Origin of the sequence: Nostoc sp., assembly GCF_036917275.1 — a bacterium.
Classification (GTDB): Bacteria; Cyanobacteriota; Cyanobacteriia; order Cyanobacteriales; family Nostocaceae; genus Nostoc.
Window position 1 is genome coordinate 24,872 of sequence record NZ_JBALDF010000015.1, and the last position, 25,151, is coordinate 50,022.

A 25,151-nucleotide genomic window follows, 5' to 3' on the forward strand; every position below is an offset into this window, starting at 1 on the left:
AAGGTTGTAAACACCATAGAAACTTTGATGCAACTGCCGTCAAAGTTAAAAGTTTTGTCATTTCATATTTTATACTTCACCTTTCATTAGCAAAAGTGAAGTATCGATTTTTACTTGCCATTTTGGATCTGTGACAGATTTTGAGCAAACTGCGTTACGTAATGCCAAATATCTTGTGGAGTAATGCCAAAACCAATATTTAATAAAACAAGAATTGCCGCAATAGTCAATGCATTGCTCACGGTTGCTTTCACCAGCTTCCACAATATTATGAAGACTATCCAAGCTACAATCAGCGTAGCAATCATATATTAATTCCTTAATAATTGCCCTTATCTGAGAGTGGGTTTCTTCAAAAGGGTAAGTTTTTGTTTTGGTAACAATCATTGGTAGAAAAGATACTGAACCCAATTTTTAATATCTACTATGATGGGGTTTTTTATAATAATTAGCCTGGAAATATTTTACCTAAAAATGAGAGAATTGTTGATGTAAAATGCCGTTTTTTTTGCAAAGTTTCTGTAAAGATTTTTAATTTTGTTTGGAGATAAATTATAAATATACATAAAACTGATGGCTGATCCGGAAGCCACCGACTATGTTCAATTTGTTCACTTTTTGTATGGTGACTATGTTTTTGCCATAATGTGAAATGATTTCCACATTAATTGGATTAGAGGCTAGGGATTAAAAATTGGGGACTAGTACCGCAAGGCGGAAGTCAAAAGTCAAAAGAATTGTATTCTGGGCTTTTGCACCATTTGAAATGGTATGTTTATTTACGCCGTGCTGTACTAAGCATCAATTTCTGATCCCCAGTCCAATCTGAACTAAAAAATTTTATCGCAGAGAAATTATCCGCGAGTCAGTTTTTAACTTTTCAGTTGCAGTTAAAACTTCTTGTCTTGCCCATTTATCTGCTGCCAAAATATCATCTAAAGAGGGATTAGCACAGTTATCATTTTGATGGCGATCGCACACCGATTCGATACACCGGGGAATATCTAAAAACCGAATTTTTTCTGATAAAAATAAAGCCACAGCTTGCTCATTTGCGGCATTTAACACAGCTGGCATCGAACCACCAGCCTTACCCACAGCATAAGCTAACTGCATACAAGGATACTTCTGGTGATCTGGTTCACTGAAGGTTAAATTTCCAGCTTTGACCAAATCTAGTGGTTTCCAGTTGGTATAGATGCGATCGGGCCAAGATAGAGCATACAGTAAGGGTAAGCGCATATCTGGCCAACCGAGTTGGGCTAAAACTGAAGTATCTTGCAGTTCAATCAGCGAGTGAATAATGCTCTGGGGATGAATGACAATTTCGATATTGTCATAATCTAACCCAAACAGAAAGTGAGCCTCAATTACTTCCAGTCCTTTATTCATCAAAGTAGCAGAGTCTACTGTGATTTTCCGCCCCATCGACCAATTAGGATGCTTGATGGCGTCAGCAACGGTTACATCTGCTAACTTTTCTACATCCCATTCCCGGAAAGCCCCACCAGATGCAGTAAGCAAAATTTTCCGTAAGCCTCCCTTTGGCACACCTTGGAGGCATTGAAAGATTGCGGAATGTTCGGAATCGGCTGGGAGTAATTTTACACCGTGTTTTTCAACTAGGGGTAGAACCACAGGGGCCCCAGCAATCAGGGTTTCTTTGTTTGCTAAGGCAATATCTTTACCAGCTTCAATAGCTGCGATCGTGGGTAACAAACCAGCACAACCAACGATACCAGTGACAACGGTTTGGGCATCGCCGTAGCGAGCGACTTCTATCACTCCGGCATCACCTGCCAGTAAAATCGGTTGGGGATCGAGGTCAATAAGAGCTTCTTTGAGCGCTGGTAATTTATCTTCTGAGCAGATTGCTGCTATTTTCGGTCGAAACTGCCGAATTTGAGCAGCTAACATCTCTACATTGTTCCCAGCTGCCAATCCCACAATCCGAAACTGATCTGGGTACTGAGTAACAATATCTAAAGTCTGAGTACCAATAGAACCAGTGGAACCAACGAGAGTAATCGCTTTCACAATTGCTTAAGGATTTACAAACAACTCTCACTATAAATTGCTTGGGACTCTTTAATAACAGCAATCGCTATAATCGATACACTGACGCAAAGAAGGGGAGACGCAAAGAAAGAAAATATCCCCCTGTCTTTTATCCTCCTCGAAAGTGGCGATTATCATTTTTATTATCAGTTTTTTAAGTATTTAAACTGATTGACAAAATCACTTTATCTTATTCACGGATACTGGTGGACTGTCCGTTTACCAAACAATGGCGGCTGGATCAACATCAACTTTAAGCAATCATCTGAGTATTTTTGAAATTACGTTTGGTTCACGGATATTTTACGCAAACCACTCTTTTTTGTCCAAAATTCAATAGTCGGTAACATTTATTATTTCTTCTCTCCGACCAAAATTAAAAATTTATTTGCAAGTTAAGATCGATTCAATATCATTTCATCAATCATATCTAATATATCCGGGTCTATAGTCATATCAAACTTCCTGGCAAATAATTTTTCTGAGTCTCTAATTTTATCAAAATCATTTTTTTCTAAAATTTTGGGGTGAAGCGAATTAACGTTAGACCACTCTAAATATGTCAAGCGAGTGTTAATAATTTTATCCTTAAAAGGTGAATTTACAATTATGATCTGGTAAAACAATTCATCTGGACAATAAGTATAATTAAAACGATTAATAAACTTAGGGTTTTGCTTTACAAAATCATTTATCCATTTTATAGATTCTCCTGTTAAGCACCAAAATGCTGAACCTCCATAAAGAGCAAAGCCTTCAGGAAATTTATGTCTTTTCGGTAAAAGCAAAATCAACAATGAATATAAAAAAGAGTTAATGCGAGATTTAAACTCACGCTTTTTTGCGATAAAAAAATCCTTATCTTTCCAACGAATATACCAAGATTCTAATCTAGTTAAACCTCCTTCGTACCATTTATCACAAGGTAGTGGAAAATACTCTAAAAATTCTCTACCTTTATTTTCTTGGAGAAACTTCTTAATTTGTTCATTTGACTTAATCAAATAGTCTTGACCCGATAAGTATATAACATAATCGAAGTAAGTACCTGTTTCAACTATTGATTCTATTCCTTTAAGACTAGCTCTGACAATATCAAAACTTCCCCATGCTAAATCGTATCTCTTTATGAAAGAGACATTTGGAAAATCCTTGAGTTGAGTCAGTACCTGATGATAAATCTTATAATCAGCTTTTTTATCTATATGTATAAAAAATGAAACATCATCTGTGTTTAGTTTATAAATAAGACGTACTAATTGTTGCGGATATTTATGTGCCAAAATTATATATGCTATTTTCATAAAAACTGCCTTATTAGATAAATCAAGGTTCTTTGTTTACAATCTGTTTTTGTGTCACCTCTAATTTAGCCAGGTTCAAAGCATTGCCTGTTCAATTACTCGCCGATTTAATTCCATAAACTCAAAGCCTTGGCTAAACTGTTGTCAATAAGTCTTCTCCAAGATTTGACTGTAGCAACTTAGATTTATGAAGTTCACTTTTCCCAATATAATCATAACCATAGTAACTAAAATCACTAAGTATCTATGATCAGGTTTGCTAAATTACCCATTTGGGCGAGTATCGTTTCTACCGTATTCATAGTTTATCTAGCAGTATGCTTTTTTTTAACTATTTGCAGCCTACAACAATAAGTGGCTTTTTTATGCATTGGGGCGAAAACTGTCCGGAGTATTGTTAAATTAAGCGAAAAGGCTGACGGAGGCGTCACAATTGTTTTGCAGATTCGTAGTAAAATCGAATTTAGGAAAAAATTATGTTGATGGTGTATACTCTAACCTTTGCTCTAAATACAGTATAAAGGGATAACGAAATGCAAAATATGCAAAATTTCAGTAATGATTTGTGGAAAAAAACATCATTTTCTACATGCTCATATATTAAGTCGTTACGCAATTACCGCTCAGTGATTGTTGGTCGTGCTATACAAAGCTGGGCTAAATTACTAGAGCTTCCGTTTGCTGAAAAAATATTCTTAGATGATAGTAGCCCTGATTTCAATGCGATGAAAGTACTTCAATCATCCAATCAAATCAATCATTTTGATAGCGTAAGATATAATACTAGGAGCCATCCTCCTCATTGTAATTTTGGACAAGTAATTAGTCTGAATCTTTGTAAATCTGATTATATTTTCCATCTAGATGACGATATTCAAATAGTTGGTTCGCATCAAGACTGCATTAATCTCTTGGAACATGGTCTTACTATCCTTAATGAAGATAAAAATATTATGGGAATAAATTTAATGCATGTAGATAGAAGTGCTGGGGGAAAGTGGCGTCCAAATAAAGATTATTTTGGCAGTGATGTTTTTTCTCATCCCTTTCAATTTTTTGGAAATTCAGGATGTTTAATTAGAAGGGAACTTTTAGAAGTTGTCAGTTTAGAGGAAATTTTTAATTGGGGCAAAAAACAGCCAGCTGGTTGGGAAGAGTTAATTTCAAATTCAGATAATACTTCTTCGTTTCTTGTAGCTAAGGTTGCAACTCCCTTCACAGTTGATAATGATGCATGGTTATTCAAAAGTACATCTCGTGTGTCTACCGGGGAAACATATAAATATTTATTACTTCAGAAATTAGGTTTAGGCACGCTAGCATCCCAACTTTATAAGAAGATAAAAGAAAGGGAATATAATTCGCAATTGTAACTTACAAATTAAAGTGGAAGACCATAAAATAGCAAAAACTTTGGTAAAGATTTAAATATTTCTTACCATCTAAAAACGGTATAAGCTGTCGCGCATTTTATTTGCACAACTAGGGCTGACTTTTCGGCCCACCCTACAAGAGATTTATTTTTTGGAGGATGCAAATTAAAACATTTTTAGCTTACTACTAAAAAGTAACTTTTCACTCTCACCCCATTGAGTGGAATAAAATTCAGTCAGCTAGAACGTTTGTTGACGGGGGAGTTAATATACTTTAATCAAGCTAATAAATATAAAGAACTCGCTAAAAACGCACCTAATCTTTATCAATGGGTTCTCAGTAACTTTTATAATATTCTTGTTCCCATAAGTTTAACTTTAAGTATATCTGCAATATTTTTATTGTCATATATTGTTTATAAAAGTAGACGAAAAATTATTCAGAACAGATTCACATACTTAGCTAGTATATCAGTTTTATTTATGCCATATATCCTGCCCAAAATGCACGACGGATATATCTACCCTGCTGATATATTTTTTCTGATCTTTGCCTTTTACTTCTCCCAATATTTTTTGGTGGCTATCTTTGTGCAAATGTCCTTGTTTTGTGGCTATTTAGATACTCCTATATATCCAATTGTTTTCTATAACTTTAGGCTTTACACTCTGGTTTGTTGTACGAAATGGTGAGATTATTTATCCAAAATTAAAAACTGAATTTTGCTAAAATATCAATCAAAAGTTAATTTATCTATCTGCAAAGATGAATATCAGAAAAAAAATTTTGGCTAATGGCTTATTTTTTGTCATGACAATGTGGCTGTTTAGTAGGCTTCTAATAGCCATCACTATGTTACTGATTGCCCCATTGTTTCCAACTTCATCACCTGGCGTTGCTGCCACCTTTAGTTGGGACGTTTTCTATGCTTGGGACAGTTTTTGGTATGAGAGAATTGTGACTTCTGGTTACGATTTCTCTAGTCAAGTAAAAGAAATGCACGCAGTTGCATTTTTCCCTTTATTTCCATTGTTAAGCCGGATAATTATGTTCATCGGCTTGCCTTTTAAAGTGGCAGCTATATTAGTTAATAATGGGGCTTTTTTAGCTGCCTTGATCATACTTTATTTTTGGGTACAGGAGCTTTATGGTACAACCACAGCACGATGGGCAACAGCTACTTTAGCATGGTGTCCTTATTCCCTTTATGGAACCGTAATTTACACTGAAGGTCTGTTTTTGTTATGTACCACATCTGCCTTACGAGCTTTTGATAAAAAGCAATATATTTGGGCAGCATTCTGGGGAGCATTATCTACAGCGACGCGACTACCTGGAGTTGCTCTTATCCCCGCTTTTCTGTTTGTTTCTTGGAAAGAACGTAGAGGTATAAAAGCCTACATTGCTAGTTTAGCTGTTGGTTTGGGTATATCTTTGTACAGTCTTTATTGTCAAATTCAATTTGGTGACGCTTTGGCTTTCATCCATGCACAAAAAGCATGGCGTGGTGATGCAACAGGATTTGCTTGGCAGGGTTGGTGGCAGATGCTAATGGAAATTACGATAGGTTTCACTAATTGGAAATCTGGTTATATTAAAGACTTTTTACATCCATTATTCTTTCTAATAATTATTGTTAGTGGCTGTTTGTTATGGCGCTTTCAGGTACATCTGGGGATGATTAAATTCCGCTATGGATTATATTTTTTATGGCTATCGTTGTGGGTATTAGCAAAAGATGAACTAGTTAAAATTGCACTAGTTTTTGGTGGGATATATTTACTATGGTTATCACGGGCTAAAATTCCCCTTGTTACTGTTGCCTATGGGTTTTCTTCCTTCGCTTTAATTTTAAACACTGGGATTACAGCCTCATCGGAACGCTACGCTTACGGTATTATATCGCTGTCAATGGCATTTGGGTTATTACTTTCCCATTATCCTCGTTGGGGATACCCAATTATGTACTTTTTTGGAATACTAATGTTCACATTTTCTATTCGATTTGCCCACGATCTTTGGGTAGCTTAGGTTGATTAATATCATTCATTGATCGTTTACCGATAAATAAGAGGCCTGACTTTGTGAAAGTTGTCGGGTATCTTAGGTAATCTCCTATCCAATATTCGTTGGTATAATTAATTTTTTGTAATCAGTGTAAATCCGTTAGCTTCTCCTATAATTTTACTCCCAGTTAAATTGATTTGCTGTAAAGCCACATTGTCTAACAGTAAATAAGATTTATTAGATAACATTTTTTGTAAAAGTGGCACAGTTGTAGCAGTTACCTTGCAATCGCTGTAAAAGTCCAAACTAGGACGCCCATAAGCAAAAGAGGTATAAATTTGTGTTCCTGGCGAAACATTTGCCCGAATTAAGTCTGCTACTGGTTTAACTGGAAAAGCTTCCTTTAATTCCCAAATCCATGATTGTGAACTCATCAACAGGGTTAAAACTAAATACATCCCTGTAAATAACACTGGAATAAAGTTGCGATCGCGCTGTTTAACTAGCCAGGTTGCGGTAGCCATACTTATTGCCAAAACAACACTCATGACTATTAAAATAGGCTCTTTATTTGCAATAATAAAGTAGACACAACCTCCCAAACCAGCAAAAGCAATAATAGCTAGAAATATTGTCCAACTTCGCACTCTAAAATGACCGTGCTGCCAAATTTCGCTAAGTTTAGCACCAATTGCCAAAGCTAAAAATGGATATAGAGGCATAATATACCACGGGAGTTTAGTTCTCATTAAAGAGATGGTTGTTAAATAAACAATTGTGCCAATAATAATTAGGCAACCCCAGGTAGTATGACGTTTTTTCCAAGTTAGATAAAAACCTCCCGGTAAAAATAATAGCCAAGGAAAACTATACTTAATTAACTCAATAAAATAGTACCAGGGAGGGCCACTATGACCTTCAACAGATTGTGTAAAGCGATCAAAGGTTTGTGCTTGAAAATTCACTTGGAAGAAATTTTCGCCATAATGTTGCCATTGAGCAGCAAACCAAGCGATCGCTGGTGCATTTCCTAAAAATATTCCCATTAATAAATAGGGGCTTTTTAACAAAGCAAACTGCCGATCTGCAATCAAGAATAAACAAGCGATCGCTCCTAGCGGCAAAACCATCATCCCTTTAGTTAAAGCGATCAACCCTAGACAAAATCCCACGCCTAAAGCATACCGCCGATTTTGACGTGCTTTTAGCAAACAAAACAATAAAAGCAAGAAAAAGGTAATAGTTGTACCATCTAGCATTGCTAGCCTTCCGTGACGCACCACAGGCAACATCGTTAAGTAAACTAAAGCAGCAAACAAAGCTGATAAACTTTCGTTAAAAAGCAAACATCCCACCAAGTAAAGCAAAGGCACTCCCAAGGCAGTTAACACTGCACCTGGTAGACGTGTTGTCCACTCATTCACGCCTCCGATAGAGTAAGTCCAAGCAATTAGTAAGTGCATCAGGGGTGGCTTATTATAATAAGGTTCACCTCCCAAGGTGGGGTAAAGCCAATGCATTGAACCAAGTGGGGCACGCCAAATTTCACGGGCAACCTGTGCCACAGTACCTTCATCCCAATCTCGTAAAGGGGAGTTTCCTAAACATATCAGCCATAGAACTAGAGATATTACCAGTAGGCTAAATAACCATTGTTTTTCTCGGAATAGACGCATATCTAAAATCGGGATAATCATCTCAACCACTGTAAGGCGGTATTGTACCCCAGATTCTGCAATGTTAAAAAGCGGCGTTTATGTGGTGCGAGCGCTCAAAATACCAGCGTCAATCATGCGGTGATATTCTTCTGATTCTATACCTATTTTATCAATTGCGTATTCACCTGTTTCTATATCAATAATCACCATTTTACCGATGTTTTCTTCTCGTTCCACTTGTTGACGAATGCCGTTTTCGTATAGTTCTTTCGCACGTCGTGCAACTTCTTCGCGGCTTAAAAGTATGCTTTGCACGTCTTTGCTCCTTTGTTGATGTTGTATACTAATTCTACTACCAAGCTATACTGCAAGATATTTTCACACAAAAAACGGTAGAGTATTTATTGCTCTACCGTTTTGTAATTTTCTATTTTAGATTTAATCCCAAGTTCTAAATTTTACTCGACGCCTTGGAATTAAAATTTCCGATGTAATTTTTGATATCGGTTTACCAAGGATTTGCCAAAATTTGCAGTAGTTAATAGGATTCTCGCAGATGACTTTTCAATTTTAACCGCATTATGAAGCGCCATAGCTCACCAATCCAAAGCACTGTCGATGTTACAATAATTACACTTATCCAGTCCACCAAAGATAAAGGTACTGTTCTAAAAACGCTACCACCAAACTGAATAATTAATATCTGTCCGACAAAAATGGTAATAGCGATCGCTACAAATCCTTTATTCTTAGACAAACCTTTGAAGGCAGACTGCTTTAATCCCAAGCATCGAGCATTGAACAAATTCCAAAACTGTAACATTACGAACACGCCGAAGAACACAGAAAGCTCATAAGGAGTGATTTCTCCATCTCGACGGATGTAGCGTAAGAAACCAACCAGAAAGAGCAAAAATGCTAACCCAACAGTAAAAATATTTTGTGCCATTGCTTTGCTGACAATAAAGGCTTCTGGGTTACGAGGAGAGTGCTGCATGACGCTCCGATGAGGGGGTTCCGTCGCCAAAGCCAAAGCAGCAAAGGTATCCATAATTAAGTTTACCCAGAGCATTTGGGTGACAGTTAGAGGTAACGCTACACCGATAAATGGCCCAACTAAAGCAATTCCCAACGCCACAACGTTGATTGTTAACTGAAACAGAATAAATCGTTGGATATTTTGGTAAAGCGATCGCCCCCAAACAACTGCATTTACAATACTGCGAAAAGAATCGTCAAGCAAAATGATGTCGCTGGCCTCTTTAGCGATCGCTGTACCACTTCCCATTGCCAAACCTACCTGAGCTTGCTTGAGAGCAGCTGCATCGTTTGTACCATCTCCGGTGACACCTACCACCTCACCATTTTCCTGTAATAGTTTCACTAGCCGCAGCTTATCAAGTGGCCGCGCTCTGGAAAGTACCTTTAATTGCAGTACTGCTTGACTCGCTTCTTCGTCACTCAGTTGGTCAAATTGTTGACCAGTCAAATGTAAATAACCGCTATTCAAGTCATCTTCTTCTTGCCAAAGTCCAATTTGACGAGCAATTTCCTTAGCTGTTTCCGAGTTATCACCTGTTACAACTTTGACTTGTATTCCTGCATTTAAGCAGGCTTGGATGGCATCAGGTACTTCTTTCCGCAAGGGGTCTAAAATTGCCACAAACCCCAGCCAAGTCATGTCATGAGCAATTTCGTCCAAGTTCGTCTCACTCGAATGCTGTGATTCATGGTAAGCAAACCCTAGTGCCCGCATTCCTCGTCTTTGATATTCTTTAATTGCCGATGCGATCGCGGCTTTATTCTTGAGTGATTCTAGTCCTTGCTGTGTAAGAATTTGCGAACAACGCTCCAAAATTACCTCTGGCGCTCCTTTCACATAAAGCACATCTTCCCCAGTTACAGAGGAAATGCCAATTGTGCCCATGTATTTTTTCTGACCACAAAAAGGCATTCGGGATTTTATTTGAAAATTACCCCGGTAAGATATGTAATCACTATCCTGGCTATTTAGCCATAAAAGTAAAGCTCCTTCTGTGGCATTGCCAATAGGACGAGGAGCCTGCAAAGGTTTTTTCTCTAAATCAGCAGTACTATTAACTGCGATCGCTTCTGCGATTAACCCTTTAACATCTTTAAGTGCTGGCAACAGTTGAGAATTCAAACTAGGAAAATTGACTTCATATACCCGCATTTGATTTTGGGTAAGAGTGCCAGTTTTATCAGAGCAAATTACTGTAGCTGAACCAATAGTTTCACAAGCGTGCATCCGACGCACCAAATTATTGGAAGCCGCCATCTTTTTCATACTGTAGGCAAGGCTGAGGGTAACACTCATCGCCAAACCTTCTGGCATAGCTACCACAATAATTGTCACAGCTACCATAAAGTAGTGCAGTAATGCTTTGGCAACACTACCAGGAACCCAGTTATTTATAGAGCCAGGAATTAGTCCTAGAGGATAGCCTAAAGCAAGTCCGATAGTGAAAAATACTAATCCTATACCAACTGTTTTTAACCAACTAGGAAGACTATTATTTTCCAGCCATTTTGGTGTTACAAGTTTGCTACCAGCTAGCTCCAGACCATCATAAATTACAGGTAGCCATACTCGGCTAAGTACTATTAATACACTAATAATTGACAGTCCGACAACATACCACTGTTGAGAACTTAAGCTTAATTCTTTAGTGACAAAACCGCGCACCAGTAAAGATACGAAAGTGAAACCAGCAAATCCAAGACCAACTACACCAATAAGTTTACTAAGTTTTTCTAGTTGATGATTAAGCGGTGTGTCTTTTGTATTTTCGATGCTGGCAATTGCTGTTGCCAATTTACCAATTTCTGTATTGTCACCAACAGCAGTAACTTCAAAATAACCTTGTCCTTGTTCAACAATCGTACTGCGATAAATTTTGTAAGCTGGGTAGGTTCCTTCTTCAATACCTTGATTTTCTGCGTCAGCCTGAGTAAGCTTTTTAACTGGTTCCGCTTCTCCCGTGATTTTTGACTGGTCAATTTCTAAAGATATTTCTTCTAAAATTTGTCCATCAGTTGGGATTTCTTCACCTTGTTCTACATATACAACATCACCAAAAACTAAATCTTTACGCTTAACGGTGGTAAAGCTGCTATCTCGGATGACTTTGATAAATACTTCGTCATAAACTTGATTGAGAATGTCAAATTCTTTGCTGGCTTTGTATTCGTTAAAAAAAGCGAGAGTTGTCGCTAACAAGATAGCAGCTACAATCCCTAAACCTTCAGCATATTCACCCTCAAAAATTCCGACACTAATAGCGATCGCAGCCGCAATCATCAGAATCCGAATTACTGGATCTTCAAGTTTTTCTAAGAACAATTTCCATAATGGCTCTCGTTCTGGAGGAGTAAGAACGTTGGCTCCATATTTTTGGCGATTGAGCTTAACTTCCTCCGAAGTTAGTCCTTGATATGGTAATTGAATCTTGTTGCCCTGACTCTTTTCATTAGTAAGCATATTCCATCCATTGAATTCTCAAAAGCTATATCAGAGCTAAATTAGACATCAACACCAGATAGGCATTACTGAATGCCATACAGAACTATGCAATGGCAGTATGCAGCCGAACACCATAGCAATTATTCATTGTGAAAAGAGTGATATGTTTATTAATCTACTTTCATCAATGCACTGGCAAGAATTTATGTTTCCGAATGGCGTTATTCATCAAGATGATCTGTTCGGCATGAAATGAGGGAGGCATCAAACTGTGAATTCCATGATCGAGTCCATCGTGCATCACATCTGTTGGTAATTGGGAGTGGTCTAATCCCAAAGTGTGACCTATTTCGTGGGTAATAGTATTAGCAATCAAGTTAGACAATTGACTCAGATTCAGACTCGCTCGGTAAGAAGCATTAAGTACTTGGTCTATACGAACAGCAGCACGATCTGTAACTTTACTATGACGGAAACTGGCAATTCCTAGATAGTCAACTGGTTCTTGATCAACAAACACATAAACATGGGTAAAGTTTTGGTTCCACTCTTTTTCATCAGGTGGTTCTGAGGTCAAAAACACATTTACACTCCTAAAAGCACTGAAGACTTTAGCAAGCGCATCTGCCATAACTTCTAGCATGGTGCTATTATCTTCAGTGCCGATAATCATGTTTGAAATATTGACCCAAACACAATGGCGAATTTCAGTGTTTTTTGCAACAATCAACCATCCACAATATGCACACACTCGCCAATTACTTTGGATATGAGAACGGCAACCTTGACAGCGAGGTTTTGAAGGTCTATCAAGGTTAATCCGTTCCCAAATCGGAACTTGCAGCTTACGATTTGTCTTAGTTAGATTCAGGCGATCGTAGAGCGACATTTTACTTAGAGCCAGCTACCCAGCTAAAGCCAAAACGATAGTAATCGTCTGCCTCTTTATGTCCACTAAAGTATTTCTCTTCCTTTAAAATCGTAACTTCAGAGCCAATGTTACTTACCATAGCAGCAGCACAGAAAGGTCGATTTGTATCTGGGTTATTAAGTTCCAGATAAATTTCCTCGCCATTACTGATTTTGAAAAGCATCCGACCACCTACAGACTTAAAATCGGGTGTTCCCTGATAAATTAGGGCAAAAAACATCACTCGTTTAATTGTGTCCGGTCTGGAAATGAACATATTTTCACCGTCTGAGGCTGCTCCAGTACGGTCATCTTTATCAAGAAAGATGTAAGGAGAAGAATTTTTGGCTCCAAAATTTCCTCCTAGAGGCTGAATGACCCCTTTTTCACCATTTACAGTTTCATACATACAGCCTAAGTCAAGGTCAGGAGCATTATTACCTCCAAGCAACTTAGAAAAGAATCCAGCGTTTTGATTGGACTGCTGATTCCAATTCAGGTTGATATGAACTGTCAGTTGCTTAGAGTTACCTGCTTTACTCAGGTCTATTTTGTGGGAATCGCCACTCTTTTGAAGTGTAATAGCCATAATTACAAATTTGCTCAGTATTTAAGAGTAAGAGCCAGCAAGTTCACTTAAGCCATTGACATTGACACCATTGCCAATAGCTGCTAGTTTCCAGTCATCATTGTGTCGATACACTTCAGCTAAGACCATCCCAGTCATGCCCAAATACTCCTTACCGGAGAGGTTATATCGAGCCAGTTCTTTGTTATTAGCTGCATTCACCAGGCGCACAAAAGCATTTTCAATTTGACTAAAGTCCTGCTTACGGGCAATGCAATCGTAAATATTGACTACGAAGATTAACTTAACAATCTGGGCAGGTATGCGCGGCAAATCAACTATAATCACTTCATCATCGCCATCACCTGCACCAGTTAAATTGTCCCCTGTGTGAGTTATGGCTCCAGACAAATGCTGAAGATTACCGAAGTAGATAATATTCTCTTTAGCCGTTAACTTGCCATTTGCATCTAGACAGATTACAGATGCATCTAGATCATAGTTTTGACCACCGCCACCAAAATTACTAAAAAATCCACCGCCTGAGCGTTTAGCAACATCCCAGCCCAGTCCACACATCATTTTGCTTAGACCAGGGGCTTCTTTAGAAAGTGAAATCCGTTGTCCTTTCTGTAAACTAATTGCCATACTCAATCTCCTAGCTAAAACGGTCTAATAAAGCTTTTAATCCACCTTGATAGCCTGAACCAACAGCATTTAAACGCCACTCTCCGTCTTTACGATAGAGTTCAGCCATAATTAATGCAGTTTCGATTGAGTAATCCTCTACTAAGTCATACCGGACTACTTCTTGATTGCTCTGAGCATTAACGACGCGCACAAAAGCATTTTGAACTTGACCAAAATTTTGCTTCCGTTCTGCGGCTTCATGAATAGTTACAGTAATAAAAATTTGATGAACATCAGCAGGAACCTTTTGTAGATTAATTTTGATGACTTCATCATCGCCATCGCCTGCGCCTGTCAGATTATCTCCTGTGTGTTCAACTGACTTATTTTGATCTGGACTGACAAGATTGTTGTAGAAAATAAAGTGATTATCTGAAATTAGTTTTTCGTTACTCCCCACCATAAAAGCTGCTGCATCTAAGTCAAAAGCAGAACCAGTGTCCGTTACTTTGACATCCCATCCAAGACCAATAAATACCTCAGTTAGTCCTGGTGCAACTTTGTCGAGTGATACACGTTGTCCTTTTGTAAGTGTAACTGCCATAATTTTGTAGACTCCTTAGATTTTTACTAGTATCAGTTATGTCTCTGCAATAAATAATTGCTTATTTGTAGCGTTCGAGAAGTGCTTGTAAGCCGCCTTGATAACCCGAACCTACAGCGTTGAGACGCCATTCATTGTCTTTGAAGTAAAGTTCAGCCATAATCATCGATGTTTCTGTGGAGTAGTCCTCCACCAGGTCGTAGCGAACAACTTCTTCATTAGTTTGAGAATTAACAACTCGTACAAATGCATTTTGCACCTGACCAAAATTCTGATGCCGCACCTCGGCTTCATGAATCGTCACTGCAATTAGAATTGTTTGAATATCAGCAGGAACTTTTTTGAGATTAATTTTGATGACTTCATCATCTCCTTCACCAGCGCCTGTGAGATTATCTCCAGTATGTTGAATTGATTTTTCTGGATCGGGACTTGTTTGGTTGTTATAAAAGATGACGTGAGCATCAGAAATCAGTTTTCCATTTGCATTTAATAGAAAGACAGATGCATCTAAATCAAAGTCTTGACCTGTGTCTGTGGCTTTCACATCCCATCCTAAACCAACAAACACTTCGGATAGACCAGGTGCAACTTTTTCAAGTGAAATACGCTGGCCTTTTGTTAATGTAATTGTCATTTATCAATTGTCCTATCAAGATAATTGTTGTATGCAAATGTGCAAAAAATCTGCATAAAATTGGTAGCAATGCACTGAAAGCATTACTATAAAATTAGCTTTTTAATACCACTTCATCTTTTGAGATGTATTCACCCCTGACTGATATTAATGAAAAGCTGTTATTTAAACTATTACAGACTTACTATTCAATACTATGTGTTTTGTTTACAAGCAGCCTTAATGAAAACACTTAACTTACACTTTGTTGAATTGAGTTTTTTTTAAGTGTTACTACTCAAGCTGTTAATCAATCTATTAGTTATTAAATATAGCAATCCGATTTGATTTGTGAAAAAATCTAAGTATATGTAGGGTGCATTAGGAAGGAGTGTGTTATGCTTCGTTAACGCATCCTACGTGTATTTCAGAAATCAAATTTTTCAGTTCATCGATATTTGAGGAAAACTTTAGTTTACTATTTTGCTGTTCTACTTGCGCCGCCTGAAAATTTTGATAAATCTCTTCACGCCTTTCTTCTCGTAGATATTGCTGCAATAACAGTTGAATTTCTAACTTTTCCTCACTGGAAAGACTTTTAATTGCTTCAAATACATCACTGAAGGTCATAACTTGGAATACCTTTTAGTGCTTATTCGATCAATTTAATATGCTAACGATAAAGCTAAAATTTTAAATCCTATTCAACCCCTTGGGGTAATAATTCTCATGTTAATGAATAGGTTGTCTTTGGGTTAGTCTTCGTTGAAATAAGACTCCACATCCATACGATCATGCAAAATACGAATAATATCGATAGTTTCATTGGTTTCCTGATAAAAGATCAAATGTCGTCCGATGTGGTACTTGCGATATCCTGAGCGAATATCATCACAAGTACGTCCCCTGTGTGGCTCTCGTGCCAAGAGATGAAAGCAATCGTCCAAGATAGCAAGATAACGGTTTCTCTGCTCAATTCCCCATGTTTTTTGGGTGTAGCGACCGATTGATAGCAAGTCTTGAGTGGCTAATTCAGTAAGGCGAAATGCTGACATGCGCTATTCACGATCAAGTTCTGCAAGCAATCCTGAGAGAGAATAGTCAGCAAATCCGCTGTTCTCCCCCTCTGTCAATGCTCGTTGCAAAGCGGCAAGTTTTATTTCTCGCTCTTCTAAAAGGCGCAGTCCCGCTCGAATCGCTTCACTGGCGCTGGCAAAACGACCGCTGTCAACTTGATTGGCGATAAACGCTTCAAAATGCTCACCCAAGGTAACACTTGTATTTTTTTGCATACAATTTTCTCCTGTATAATACCAATATATAATATTTGTTGGTATTACTCCAGATGAAAGCTGAAAACAGCTAGATTCCAGAATTACGAGCAAAATCAAAACATAGCGATCGCAAACTCAGATATTTTCCCACAAAAAAACGGTAGAGCAATAAATACTCTACCGTTTGCTAATTTTGTATTTGAGATTTAAATCCCAAACTCTAAATCTAAATCTTACTCAACACCTTGGGGTAACAATTCCCGACGCTGTTGAGAACTAACTTGTACAACGCCATTTTCATCCACATCAACTAAGGCAGTATCGCCATCCTTAATACGACCAGACAGAATTTCTTCTGCTAGGCTATCTTCTAACAGGCGCATAATTGCCCGACGTAACGGTCTTGCGCCGTAGCTGGGACTGTAACCTTCAGTGATCAAACGATCCTTGAAGCGATCGCTGACTTCTAAGGTGATACCCTTTTCGGTTAGACGACCAAATACTTCCTTGAGCATAATTTCGGCGATTTGGGTGACTTCAGGCTTGCTCAACTGACGGAAGACGATAATTTCATCGAGTCGGTTGAGGAACTCTGGACGGAAGTACTGCTTGAGTTCTTCGTTCACCAAAGAGCGAATCCGGTTGTAAGTTGACTCGCTGGCATCTTCGGAGAATTCAAAGCCGATACCGCTACCGCCTTTTTCAATTACCTTAGAACCAATATTGGAAGTTAAAATCAGCAAGGTGTTCTTGAAGTCCACCGTGCGACCTTTGGCATCAGTTAACCGACCGTCTTCCAAAATTTGCAGCAGCATGTTGAATACATCGGGGTGTGCTTTTTCGATTTCGTCGAACAACACCACGGTGTAAGGTCGCCGCCGCACGGCTTCGGTCAGCTGACCACCTTCGTTATAACCAACATAACCTGGAGGGGAACCAATCAGCTTGCTGACGGTGTGACGCTCCATGTATTCGGACATATCTAAGCGGATCATCGCTTCTTCGGAACCGAAGAAGTAAGCAGCTAAGGATTTCGCCAACTCGGTTTTACCTACACCAGTAGGCCCAGAGAAGACAAAGCTAGCTATGGGTCGATTGGGATTTTTCAAACCGACACGAGCGCGACGAATTGCGCGTGAAACTGCTTTCACAGCTTCATCCTGACCAATTAAACGCTGATGCAAGGTGTCTTCCATGTGCAACAGCTTTTCAGATTCAGATTCGGTGAGTTTGTTCACCGGTACCCCAGTCCAGGAAGCGACAATGTGGGCAATGTCTTCTTCTGTAACTACAGGTTCTTCACCTTCTGTGCCTGTTGCATTGGTCTTGCTTTGAGCGATCGCCCGGATTTCGGCTTTGATTTCCATTTCGCGATCGCGCAATTCTCCAGCTTTGTCAAAGTCTTGAGAGCGCACTGCGTCATCTTTTTCTTTTAATATCTGACGCAGTTCTTTGTCTAACTCTTTGGCTGCGGGTGGCAGTTGGGAGTTAATCAAGCGCACTCTAGAACCAGCTTCATCAACTAAGTCGATGGCTTTATCTGGGAGGAAGCGATCGCTAATGTAACGGTCTGACAATTTCGCCGCCGCCACCAATGCTTCGTCGGAGATTTTCAGTTTGTGGTGTTGCTCGTAGCGTTCGCGCAAACCATATAAAATTTCAATTGTTTCATCAACTGTAGGTTCGCCAACCATCACTGGTTGGAAACGCCGCTCCAGCGCTGCATCTCGCTCGATGTGCTTCCGGTATTCATCTAGGGTTGTAGCACCGATACACTGCAACTCACCTCTGGCTAAAGCTGGCTTGAGGATATTTGCTGCGTCTATAGCACCTTCTGCTGCACCCGCACCAATTAAGGTGTGTACCTCATCAATCACGAGAATGACATTACCCGCAGAGCGGATTTCATCCATGATTTTTTTCAAGCGTTCTTCAAATTCACCCCGGTATTTGGTTCCTGCTACGAGTAAACCAATATCCAGCGTGACGACGCGTTTATCTTCCAAGATGTCAGGGATATCTTTCGTGGCAATGCGGGAAGCTAAACCTTCAGCGATCGCAGTTTTACCAACCCCTGGTTCCCCAATCAGCACTGGGTTATTTTTAGTGCGGCGACCCAATATCTGAATCACCCGCTCAATTTCCTTGGCGCGTCCCACCACTGGATCGAGCTTATTGTCTATTGCCATCTGGGTCAGGTTTGAGCCAAATTCATCCAGAGTCGGGGTTTTTGTGCGCCCGGATGAACCGCCTGGTGAAACTTCGGCAGTTTCTCCCAACATGCGGATGACTTGGGTTCTTACCTTAGATAGATCCACACCGAGGTTTTCTAGCACCCTGGCTGCGACACCTTCCCCTTCGCGGATTAGGCCCAACAGCAGATGCTCGGTGCCAATGTAGTTATGCCCCAGTTGGCGTGCTTCTTCCAAGGAGAGTTCTAAAACTCGCTTTGCCCGTGGCGTAAACGGAATTTCCACAGCAACAAAGCCTGATCCCCGTCCTATAATTTTTTCAACTTCAATTCGGGCATCTTTGAGATTGACGCCCATTGATTTCAGCACCTTGGCAGCCACTCCAGTGCCTTCGCCAATCAGACCCAAGAGGATCTGCTCGGTTCCGACAAAGTTGTGACCTAAACGGCGGGCCTCTTCTTGGGCCAGCATGATTACCTTAATGGCTTTTTCTGTGAAGCGCTCAAACATGGCTTTATCCCATCATCTGCGGTCGTGCCGGTATGCTGATTTTAGCACAGGCAAAGCTTTTGGATGCCTGTATAACAGATTATAGACATCCTGAAGCTATGACTTAAGTTGATGGGCTTATTGTTAACTATTGACTACTTTTATGTCGCTAGTGTACTGAGGAGCTTTAGTTCACCAGCGTTTTTGGGATTTATTACAAATAGCTGACTACTTACATTAAGAGTTTATTTACTCTATTCCAAACTCTTACTCTTAACATATATATCTTAAAATGTCAATCATTCAAAACTTTATATAGTTTTTAATTATAGTTTTATTTTTTATTATAAAATATTTAAATATATATAGATGTAGCAAAGTTACATTTTTTTGCTGAAGCTGATCACAAGCCTTGATAATTCAAAATTAATAATCCCTAACGAAGTTGAACAGCGTAAATAATTAAAGATTTGTAGGTAATGATTCATCTCTCGAAGTAGGGCTAAAGACCTTACGCGAAGACTACGAGTTAAATTCGATCCACATTTTTTACATTAATTAACATAGTTTGATTTATTCTCGCCTACCTCTGTTATTTAAAAAGCAAGTGCCAAGAGGATTTGTCCAAGCGATCGCTAACTAGGCTATACCAATTGTCCAAAGTCTTTTGAAATTGGGGGTGTTGGAGGTCTGACATCCAAAGGATTAGCGCATCCTCACCGTTATCTTGGTAGTAACGCCGTCGTCGCCCAGCTGTTTTGAAGCCAAATTTTTGATATAAAGATATTGCCGCCAAGTTAGAAGCTCGGACTTCGAGGGTAGCTCGCTCCAAACCGCGATCGCAAGCTGTCTTAATGAGTGAATATAGTAAAGCTGCACCCAAACCTTGACGATGATATTGGGGATGAACTGCCAAAATTGTAATGTGGGCTTCCTCTAAAATTGACCAAAAGCAACCGATTCCTAGCAAACTTATGGTAGAGAATTGGGAAAATAAACCGAGTAAATCGCTGTTGGGACTATCCAATTCTCGTTTGTAGCCCTCCAGAGTCCAAAGCCCGCCAAAACAGGCTTGATCGAGTTCTAGTATTGCACTGAGATTTTCTGGTGTCAGTAATTTAATTTCTAAGTCTGATGAGATCACATTTATTGAATAAGATTACAAACCCTTTGTAAACTGGGAATCGGGAGACGAACTCAAAGCCCGTAATTTGAACAAGGACAACTTTTATATTTATGGTATCGACTCACCCTACTGGGATTCAACATTCTGGAAGTCAATATTTACCTCAAAGATACGACGCCAACGCAAATCCATCGCCTAATCAAGAACTTTTACCCTTGAGTGCCAAAGTTCATAACCATGACCTCCTAGAAATTGGTGGGTGTGATGTCACAACCCTAGTTGAGCAGTTTGGTTCACCTTTATATATTTTAGATGAAGAAACCCTGCGTTCGGCTTGTCAGCAATACCGAGATGCTTTCAAACAGTACTATAAGGGCGAATCTCAAGTATTGTATGCCTCAAAAGCTTGGAATTGTTTAGCAGTTTGTGCGATCGCAGCTTCTGTTGGGCTAGGAATCGATGTAGTTTCTGGGGGGGAACTTTACACCGCCCTGCAAGCGGGTGTTAGTCCCAATAAAATCTACCTTCACGGAAATAATAAATCTCGTGAAGAACTAATTTTAGCGATCGAGTCTGGTGTCACCATTGTGGCAGATAACTGGCACGAGTTGCGTACCCTTGTCGAAATAGCCCAACCCTCTCTTCCAATCCGGATTATGCTCCGGCTAACTCCAGGTATCGAGTGTCACACCCATGAATATATTCGCACGGGACATTTAGATAGCAAATTTGGCTTTGATCCCAACGATTTAGATGAGGTGTTTGGTTTTGTCGCTCAACAACCTATCCTTAATTGTGTAGGGGTACACGCTCATATTGGTTCCCAAATTTTTGAGCGCCAACCGCATCAAGATTTGGCGGCTGTTATGGTGCAGTGGCTGCGGGATGCTGCTAAGTTTGGTCTAAATATTACAGAGTTAAATGTTGGTGGTGGTTTGGGGATTAAGTATACAGAATCAGACGATCCCCCCAGCATTGAAGAGTGGGTAAAGGCAATTTGTGAAGTAATCCAAGAAGCTTGTGCAGCCGAAAACCTGCCTTTGCCGAAATTACTTAGTGAACCAGGGCGATCGCTAATTGCCACAGCTTGCGTTACTGCCTATACTATTGGTTCATCCAAAGTTATCCCAGAAATTCGTACCTACGTAGCGATCGATGGGGGAATGTCCGATAATCCTCGCCCAATTACTTACCAATCAGTTTATCGGGCAGTAGTTGCTAATAAAATGTCTTCTCCTTTAACCCAAACAGTCACAATTGCTGGGAAACATTGTGAATCAGGAGATATTCTGATTAAAAATGCACTACTCCCAAAAACTGAACCAGGAGATATTCTCGTAGTTATGGGAACTGGTGCGTACAATTACAGTATGGCATCTAACTACAATCGCTTGCCCCGACCGGCAGCAGTTGTAGTGACGAATGGCGAAGCAAATTTAATTTTGCAACGTGAAACTTATCAAGACTTAATTCGACAAGATCGCCTACCAGAAAGACTGAAAAGTCAAGAGTTAGGAGTTAAAAGTTAGGAGTTAGGAGTTATACCGATTATCTCTAAGGGTGCTCCAGAACTTGGGGATTTTGCCCCAAGTGTGACCAAGTTTAATTTTGTGCAGTTTCACAAAGAATTGGTATTAGGAGTTGTCAATTAAAGGTTTTTTCATAACTCATAATTCATAACTCTTCACTCCCAACTCATAACCGTAATTAGAGGCAAAAGTTTAATCCAGATGTCATGAGAGATTGGTGGAAGCAATGGCTGACAAACCTAGGATGGTCACAGTCCTTGCTACTTGGGACTCTGGATATTGTGTTAGTGCTGGCGCTGACATACATGATACTAATTATTATTAGTGAGCGCCGGACACTGTGGATGGTGCGGGGATTCATTATCTTAATGCTAGCCTCAGCACTAAGTGGCAGATTAGGACTACCTCTGCTAAGTTTTGTACTGGAAAAGTTGGTGATTGGTTGTGCTGTAGCAATGGCAGTTGCTTTACAGTCAGAGTTTCGACGGTTTTTGGAACAATTGGGGCGTGGCGAATTCCGCCAGTTGTTTCAACCCGACCGGCTGGCAATCCCTAAATCTGATAGTGTAATTGATGAAATTGTCGAGGCTGTTAAAGAATTGTCAAAAAACCGCATTGGAGCTTTACTAATTTTGGAAACCACAGGGCAAATTGATGAGCGAGATTTTTCTGTGCCAGGAGTAAAGCTAAATGCGGAGGTTTCTAAAGAACTAATCCAAACAATTTTTCAGCCAAAAACTTTGTTACACGATGGAGCAACATTGATTCGTGGCTCACGGCTCGTGTCATCGGGTATAATTTTACCACTTTCGGGACGCACAGCCTCGCGCCAGTTAGGAACACGCCACCGAGCGGCAATGGGAATTACTGAGCGGGTCGAAAATTGCATTTGTGTCGTTGTATCTGAAGAAACGGGTTCCATTTCCTTAGCGGAACGAGGAACCCTAAATAGACCGCTGACGATTAAGAAACTGAAAGAGTCATTAGAAGAGGCTCTTTTGTCTCCAACTGTGGATAGGGAAGCTGTTGCTCCTGGGGTGTTGAGTTTTGTTCGTCAGATAGGTGGGAAGACACTAGCACTGGTTTCACGTTTACTCAGATTACCATCGACCGCTTCTCGAGATAAAAAATGACAGCACAACAAAGTAAATTGCAAGATTTGCCTACTGACTTAAAACGAGAACTATTGCCGCAGCATGTTGCGGTGATTATGGATGGCAATGGTCGATGGGCTAAACGTCAGGGGTTACCCCGGATTATGGGTCATAAGCGAGGAGTAGATGCTCTCAAGGATTTACTTCGCTGTTGTCAGGATTGGGGAATTCAGGCGCTGACGGCTTATGCTTTTTCAACAGAGAACTGGAAAAGACCGCAGGAAGAAGTGGATTTTTTGATGACTCTGTTTCAAAGAGTTTTGCGCCAAGAACTGCGGGAAATGGTCGAAAAGAATGTTCAAATTAAGTTTGTGGGAAATTTGCAAGACCTGCCACGATCGCTCCAACAAGAAATATCCCGTTCAATGGCAGAAACTAAGGATAATCGTGGTATCCGGTTTTCGGTGGCAACTAATTATGGCGGACGACAGGAGATTTTACAAGCTTGTCAAGCGATCGCAAAACAAGTCCAGCAAGGTCTGCTACAACCCGATGAAATTGACGAACAAGTATTTGAGAGCCACTTGTATACAGCAGGAATTACTGACCCAGATTTGTTAATCCGCACAAGTGGAGAAATGCGCCTCTCAAATTTCCTGCTCTGGCAAATGGCTTATGGAGAAATTTACATTACCGATACTCTCTGGCCAGATTTTGACCGCGCTGAGTTTCACCGTGCTTTGTGTGCCTACCAGCAACGGGAACGGCGGTTTGGGAAAGTGTAAAATAGTGCTGAGTAGAAGCCGCTCTCCGAGCGTCTACGCGTCTGTACTATAGTACTGTGTAATAAGTGATTCAGTAGGGTGAGTATTGCTTTCAATCATTTTGACGCGATCGCACATTAATTGCAAGCGATCGCTTTTGTCAGCTATACATACTTTACAAGATTGGTGATCGCAGTAATCTGCTGGTGAAGTTCAGAGTCATTCATGCTCTACTTTTATTATTAGAGGCGCGATCGCTCCCGATCATTTCTCAAGTCAAATAATCAGCGATAGCACTAATTTTATGCTCAACAAATTTTACCGTCAAAATTTGTGGAAATGCGATCGCTATCGACTTTCCTAAATTTAGGGTGAATTGTATAGCCGTAGTCACATAGGTTAGGACATTTAGAAAGGGTGAATGCTAGAGTTAGCAATAGTTTTACCTCCTGCCTCCTGCTATACTTAGCACTTTCTTATGGCCCTGAAAACACAGCTTGTTCTATATCATCCCGACTGAGAGAATATTTGAATGAACGTTGGATATCTTGTCCATTTTCCCCAGATTGGACATATCGCACTACAATTTGCTCAACGTCGAGCCATAGTTCAGCTTGCCAAGTAGACCTCTGTATACGCCAGCAATGTCTCTGTACATCGTCTTGTTGACAGCCTTGGTCTTTTAGCCACTGTTCAATTTGTGGCAGGGAATGATTATATAGGGGGGTATCAGAGGGAAGAAGAGGCATAGATATTTGGGATTTTAGATTTGGGACTTTCCTGCGGAACGCTACGCAAACGGCTTGGCTCGGTCGAACGATTTTGGATTAGGAAATTTTTTAATTTTTAATTATCATAGAGGTAATTAGTTGCGACGCATGGGTAATTTGCTGTTGTACAAATGCAGTTAGTTGCAGCAAATGGGTTTGGAAAGCGGCCTCACCACGAGTTAAGCCAATGGCAACTGCTAGTAGCAGACAACCTACAAATGTTAACACCAGCATAAATAAAGCAAAGATTTCGCCAGATGAGAGGGGGCGATCGCTCGCATCGAGGTAAGCTGATTTTGACCAGTCATGGGAACGCGAGACGGGATGATTCAAATCAGAGAGTGGTTGAATCACTCCAAAGCGGGAATAGCCAATTTTTAAATCGTAGCTTAACCGACTTTCTGGATGGCTAAGGGTGGCGTAGGCTTCGTTGATTTGCTGAAATTTGGGAGTGGCGATCGCAGTCGGCAAGTCTGTAGTATCAGGATGATAGAGTTTGCTCAATTGCCGATAAGCGCGACGAATGTCGATTACCGATGCCGAGGGATGCAGTCCTAGCAGGGAGTAATAAGTTGGTTCGCTGCTTTGTGGCATTGCCCCGTTTTGATTCACGGCTGTTTGAGTCACCTTGCAATCAAGTTTTTTCTAGTATTGTAAACCTCTGCCCATTCCACAGAGGCAAAAATGGCTGATGAGATTC

23 protein-coding genes are annotated in these 25,151 nt (G+C 40.0%); 5 read left to right on the top strand and 18 right to left on the bottom strand.

From position 1 onward, the window contains the following. Window positions 1–110: 110 nt before the first annotated feature. The 3 genes from V7K35_RS05895 to V7K35_RS05905 all read right to left on the bottom strand — a co-directional run bounded on the left by V7K35_RS05895 (window position 111) and on the right by V7K35_RS05905 (window position 3,362). A complete protein-coding gene (locus V7K35_RS05895) occupies window positions 111–308 on the bottom strand; it encodes a hypothetical protein (protein WP_335077171.1) in 198 nt (65 codons plus the stop codon). 532 nt (window positions 309–840) lie between these two features. Next, window positions 841–2,037: a 1-deoxy-D-xylulose-5-phosphate reductoisomerase gene (gene dxr, locus V7K35_RS05900; protein ID WP_335077173.1), complete on the bottom strand. Its 1,197-nt coding sequence runs from the start codon at window positions 2,035–2,037 to the stop codon at window positions 841–843. Between the two features lie 416 nt (window positions 2,038–2,453). Beyond that, a complete protein-coding gene (locus V7K35_RS05905; RefSeq protein ID WP_335077175.1) occupies window positions 2,454–3,362 on the bottom strand; it encodes a beta-1,6-N-acetylglucosaminyltransferase in 909 nt (302 codons plus the stop codon). 533 nt (window positions 3,363–3,895) lie between these two features. Here V7K35_RS05905 and V7K35_RS05910 point away from each other — a divergent pair. Then, window positions 3,896–4,735 (top strand): hypothetical protein, encoded by an 840-nt coding sequence (locus V7K35_RS05910; RefSeq protein WP_335077177.1) that lies wholly within the window; start codon window positions 3,896–3,898, stop codon window positions 4,733–4,735. A gap of 766 nt (window positions 4,736–5,501) precedes the next feature. Further along, the gene (locus V7K35_RS05915; protein ID WP_335077179.1) at window positions 5,502–6,767 is read left to right on the top strand and encodes a hypothetical protein; all 1,266 of its coding nucleotides are present in this window, start codon (window positions 5,502–5,504) and stop codon (window positions 6,765–6,767) included. Window positions 6,768–6,874: 107 nt separating this feature from the next. Here V7K35_RS05915 and V7K35_RS05920 read toward each other — a convergent pair whose 3' ends face one another. The 13 genes from V7K35_RS05920 to rimI all read right to left on the bottom strand — a co-directional run bounded on the left by V7K35_RS05920 (window position 6,875) and on the right by rimI (window position 20,312). After that, the gene (locus V7K35_RS05920) at window positions 6,875–8,419 is read right to left on the bottom strand and encodes an ArnT family glycosyltransferase (RefSeq protein WP_335077370.1); all 1,545 of its coding nucleotides are present in this window, start codon (window positions 8,417–8,419) and stop codon (window positions 6,875–6,877) included. Window positions 8,420–8,497: 78 nt separating this feature from the next. Continuing rightward, complete coding sequence (locus tag V7K35_RS05925) at window positions 8,498–8,716, bottom strand: hypothetical protein (RefSeq protein WP_335077180.1); 219 nt, start codon at window positions 8,714–8,716, stop codon at window positions 8,498–8,500. A gap of 223 nt (window positions 8,717–8,939) precedes the next feature. After that, window positions 8,940–11,903: a calcium-translocating P-type ATPase, PMCA-type gene (locus tag V7K35_RS05930; protein ID WP_335077181.1), complete on the bottom strand. Its 2,964-nt coding sequence runs from the start codon at window positions 11,901–11,903 to the stop codon at window positions 8,940–8,942. 166 nt (window positions 11,904–12,069) lie between these two features. Continuing rightward, window positions 12,070–12,774 carry a zinc-dependent metalloprotease family protein gene (locus V7K35_RS05935; protein ID WP_335077182.1) on the bottom strand — a complete coding sequence of 235 codons (705 nt, stop codon included), beginning with the start codon at window positions 12,772–12,774 and terminating at the stop codon, window positions 12,070–12,072. 1 nt (window position 12,775) lies between these two features. Next, window positions 12,776–13,384: a tellurium resistance protein TerA gene (locus V7K35_RS05940; protein WP_335077184.1), complete on the bottom strand. Its 609-nt coding sequence runs from the start codon at window positions 13,382–13,384 to the stop codon at window positions 12,776–12,778. A gap of 21 nt (window positions 13,385–13,405) precedes the next feature. Further along, the gene (locus V7K35_RS05945; protein WP_335077186.1) at window positions 13,406–14,011 is read right to left on the bottom strand and encodes a TerD family protein; all 606 of its coding nucleotides are present in this window, start codon (window positions 14,009–14,011) and stop codon (window positions 13,406–13,408) included. Between the two features lie 10 nt (window positions 14,012–14,021). Beyond that, complete coding sequence (locus tag V7K35_RS05950; RefSeq protein WP_335077188.1) at window positions 14,022–14,597, bottom strand: TerD family protein; 576 nt, start codon at window positions 14,595–14,597, stop codon at window positions 14,022–14,024. Window positions 14,598–14,658: 61 nt separating this feature from the next. Then, window positions 14,659–15,234: a TerD family protein gene (locus V7K35_RS05955; protein ID WP_335077190.1), complete on the bottom strand. Its 576-nt coding sequence runs from the start codon at window positions 15,232–15,234 to the stop codon at window positions 14,659–14,661. Between the two features lie 375 nt (window positions 15,235–15,609). Further along, window positions 15,610–15,843 (bottom strand): hypothetical protein, encoded by a 234-nt coding sequence (locus V7K35_RS05960; protein WP_335077192.1) that lies wholly within the window; start codon window positions 15,841–15,843, stop codon window positions 15,610–15,612. A 125-nt stretch (window positions 15,844–15,968) separates the two neighbouring features. Next, window positions 15,969–16,268, bottom strand: coding sequence for a type II toxin-antitoxin system RelE/ParE family toxin (locus tag V7K35_RS05965; protein ID WP_335077194.1), 300 nt, complete (start codon window positions 16,266–16,268; stop codon window positions 15,969–15,971). 3 nt (window positions 16,269–16,271) lie between these two features. Next, entirely contained in the window at window positions 16,272–16,505 is a 234-nt protein-coding gene (locus V7K35_RS05970) for a type II toxin-antitoxin system ParD family antitoxin (protein WP_335077196.1), read from the bottom strand. Window positions 16,506–16,720: 215 nt separating this feature from the next. After that, window positions 16,721–19,189, bottom strand: coding sequence for an ATP-dependent Clp protease ATP-binding subunit (locus tag V7K35_RS05975; RefSeq protein ID WP_335077197.1), 2,469 nt, complete (start codon window positions 19,187–19,189; stop codon window positions 16,721–16,723). Between the two features lie 571 nt (window positions 19,190–19,760). After that, window positions 19,761–20,312, bottom strand: a complete 552-nt coding sequence (gene rimI, locus V7K35_RS05980; RefSeq protein ID WP_335077199.1) for a ribosomal protein S18-alanine N-acetyltransferase — start codon at window positions 20,310–20,312, stop codon at window positions 19,761–19,763. Between the two features lie 92 nt (window positions 20,313–20,404). Here rimI and lysA point away from each other — a divergent pair, with 92 nt between their 5' ends. The 3 genes from lysA (at window position 20,405) to V7K35_RS05995 (ending at window position 23,702) form a co-directional block, all read left to right on the top strand. Further along, complete coding sequence (gene lysA / locus V7K35_RS05985; RefSeq protein WP_335077201.1) at window positions 20,405–21,823, top strand: diaminopimelate decarboxylase; 1,419 nt, start codon at window positions 20,405–20,407, stop codon at window positions 21,821–21,823. 206 nt (window positions 21,824–22,029) lie between these two features. Then, window positions 22,030–22,956, top strand: coding sequence for a diadenylate cyclase CdaA (gene cdaA, locus V7K35_RS05990; protein WP_298919984.1), 927 nt, complete (start codon window positions 22,030–22,032; stop codon window positions 22,954–22,956). Then, window positions 22,953–23,702, top strand: coding sequence for an isoprenyl transferase (locus V7K35_RS05995; RefSeq protein WP_335077202.1), 750 nt, complete (start codon window positions 22,953–22,955; stop codon window positions 23,700–23,702). Before cdaA ends, V7K35_RS05995 begins: the two co-directional genes overlap by 4 nt. Window positions 23,703–24,157: 455 nt before the next feature. Here V7K35_RS05995 and V7K35_RS06000 read toward each other — a convergent pair whose 3' ends face one another. Together V7K35_RS06000 and V7K35_RS06005 are read right to left on the bottom strand one after the other, a co-directional pair. Beyond that, on the bottom strand, window positions 24,158–24,430 hold the full coding sequence (locus V7K35_RS06000) for a DUF3143 domain-containing protein (RefSeq protein WP_335077204.1): 273 nt from the start codon (window positions 24,428–24,430) through the stop codon (window positions 24,158–24,160). A 90-nt stretch (window positions 24,431–24,520) separates the two neighbouring features. Next, window positions 24,521–25,045, bottom strand: coding sequence for a J domain-containing protein (locus V7K35_RS06005; protein WP_335077372.1), 525 nt, complete (start codon window positions 25,043–25,045; stop codon window positions 24,521–24,523). Window positions 25,046–25,151 lie beyond the last annotated feature (106 nt).

What these genes read in the sequence shown, in the direction of transcription:
- V7K35_RS06005 (WP_335077372.1), bottom strand. Translation starts at nt 25,045, where the DNA reads ATGCCACAAAGCAGCGAACCAACTTATTACTCCCTGCTAGGACTGCAT.
- V7K35_RS05945 (WP_335077186.1), bottom strand. Translation starts at nt 14,011, where the DNA reads ATGGCAATTAGTTTACAGAAAGGACAACGGATTTCACTTTCTAAAGAA.
- V7K35_RS06000 (WP_335077204.1), bottom strand. Translation starts at nt 24,430, where the DNA reads ATGCCTCTTCTTCCCTCTGATACCCCCCTATATAATCATTCCCTGCCA.
- V7K35_RS05995 (WP_335077202.1), top strand. Translation starts at nt 22,953, where the DNA reads ATGACAGCACAACAAAGTAAATTGCAAGATTTGCCTACTGACTTAAAA.
- V7K35_RS05950 (WP_335077188.1), bottom strand. Translation starts at nt 14,597, where the DNA reads ATGGCAGTTACACTTACAAAAGGACAACGTGTATCACTCGACAAAGTT.
- V7K35_RS05895 (WP_335077171.1), bottom strand. Translation starts at nt 308, where the DNA reads ATGATTGCTACGCTGATTGTAGCTTGGATAGTCTTCATAATATTGTGG.
- V7K35_RS05975 (WP_335077197.1), bottom strand. Translation starts at nt 19,189, where the DNA reads ATGTTTGAGCGCTTCACAGAAAAAGCCATTAAGGTAATCATGCTGGCC.
- V7K35_RS05915 (WP_335077179.1), top strand. Translation starts at nt 5,502, where the DNA reads ATGAATATCAGAAAAAAAATTTTGGCTAATGGCTTATTTTTTGTCATG.
- cdaA (WP_298919984.1), top strand. Translation starts at nt 22,030, where the DNA reads ATGAGAGATTGGTGGAAGCAATGGCTGACAAACCTAGGATGGTCACAG.
- V7K35_RS05905 (WP_335077175.1), bottom strand. Translation starts at nt 3,362, where the DNA reads ATGAAAATAGCATATATAATTTTGGCACATAAATATCCGCAACAATTA.
- V7K35_RS05955 (WP_335077190.1), bottom strand. Translation starts at nt 15,234, where the DNA reads ATGACAATTACATTAACAAAAGGCCAGCGTATTTCACTTGAAAAAGTT.
- V7K35_RS05930 (WP_335077181.1), bottom strand. Translation starts at nt 11,903, where the DNA reads ATGCTTACTAATGAAAAGAGTCAGGGCAACAAGATTCAATTACCATAT.
- V7K35_RS05920 (WP_335077370.1), bottom strand. Translation starts at nt 8,419, where the DNA reads ATGCGTCTATTCCGAGAAAAACAATGGTTATTTAGCCTACTGGTAATA.
- V7K35_RS05965 (WP_335077194.1), bottom strand. Translation starts at nt 16,268, where the DNA reads ATGTCAGCATTTCGCCTTACTGAATTAGCCACTCAAGACTTGCTATCA.
- V7K35_RS05910 (WP_335077177.1), top strand. Translation starts at nt 3,896, where the DNA reads ATGCAAAATATGCAAAATTTCAGTAATGATTTGTGGAAAAAAACATCA.
- lysA (WP_335077201.1), top strand. Translation starts at nt 20,405, where the DNA reads ATGGTATCGACTCACCCTACTGGGATTCAACATTCTGGAAGTCAATAT.
- V7K35_RS05935 (WP_335077182.1), bottom strand. Translation starts at nt 12,774, where the DNA reads ATGTCGCTCTACGATCGCCTGAATCTAACTAAGACAAATCGTAAGCTG.
- V7K35_RS05970 (WP_335077196.1), bottom strand. Translation starts at nt 16,505, where the DNA reads ATGCAAAAAAATACAAGTGTTACCTTGGGTGAGCATTTTGAAGCGTTT.
- V7K35_RS05940 (WP_335077184.1), bottom strand. Translation starts at nt 13,384, where the DNA reads ATGGCTATTACACTTCAAAAGAGTGGCGATTCCCACAAAATAGACCTG.
- V7K35_RS05960 (WP_335077192.1), bottom strand. Translation starts at nt 15,843, where the DNA reads ATGACCTTCAGTGATGTATTTGAAGCAATTAAAAGTCTTTCCAGTGAG.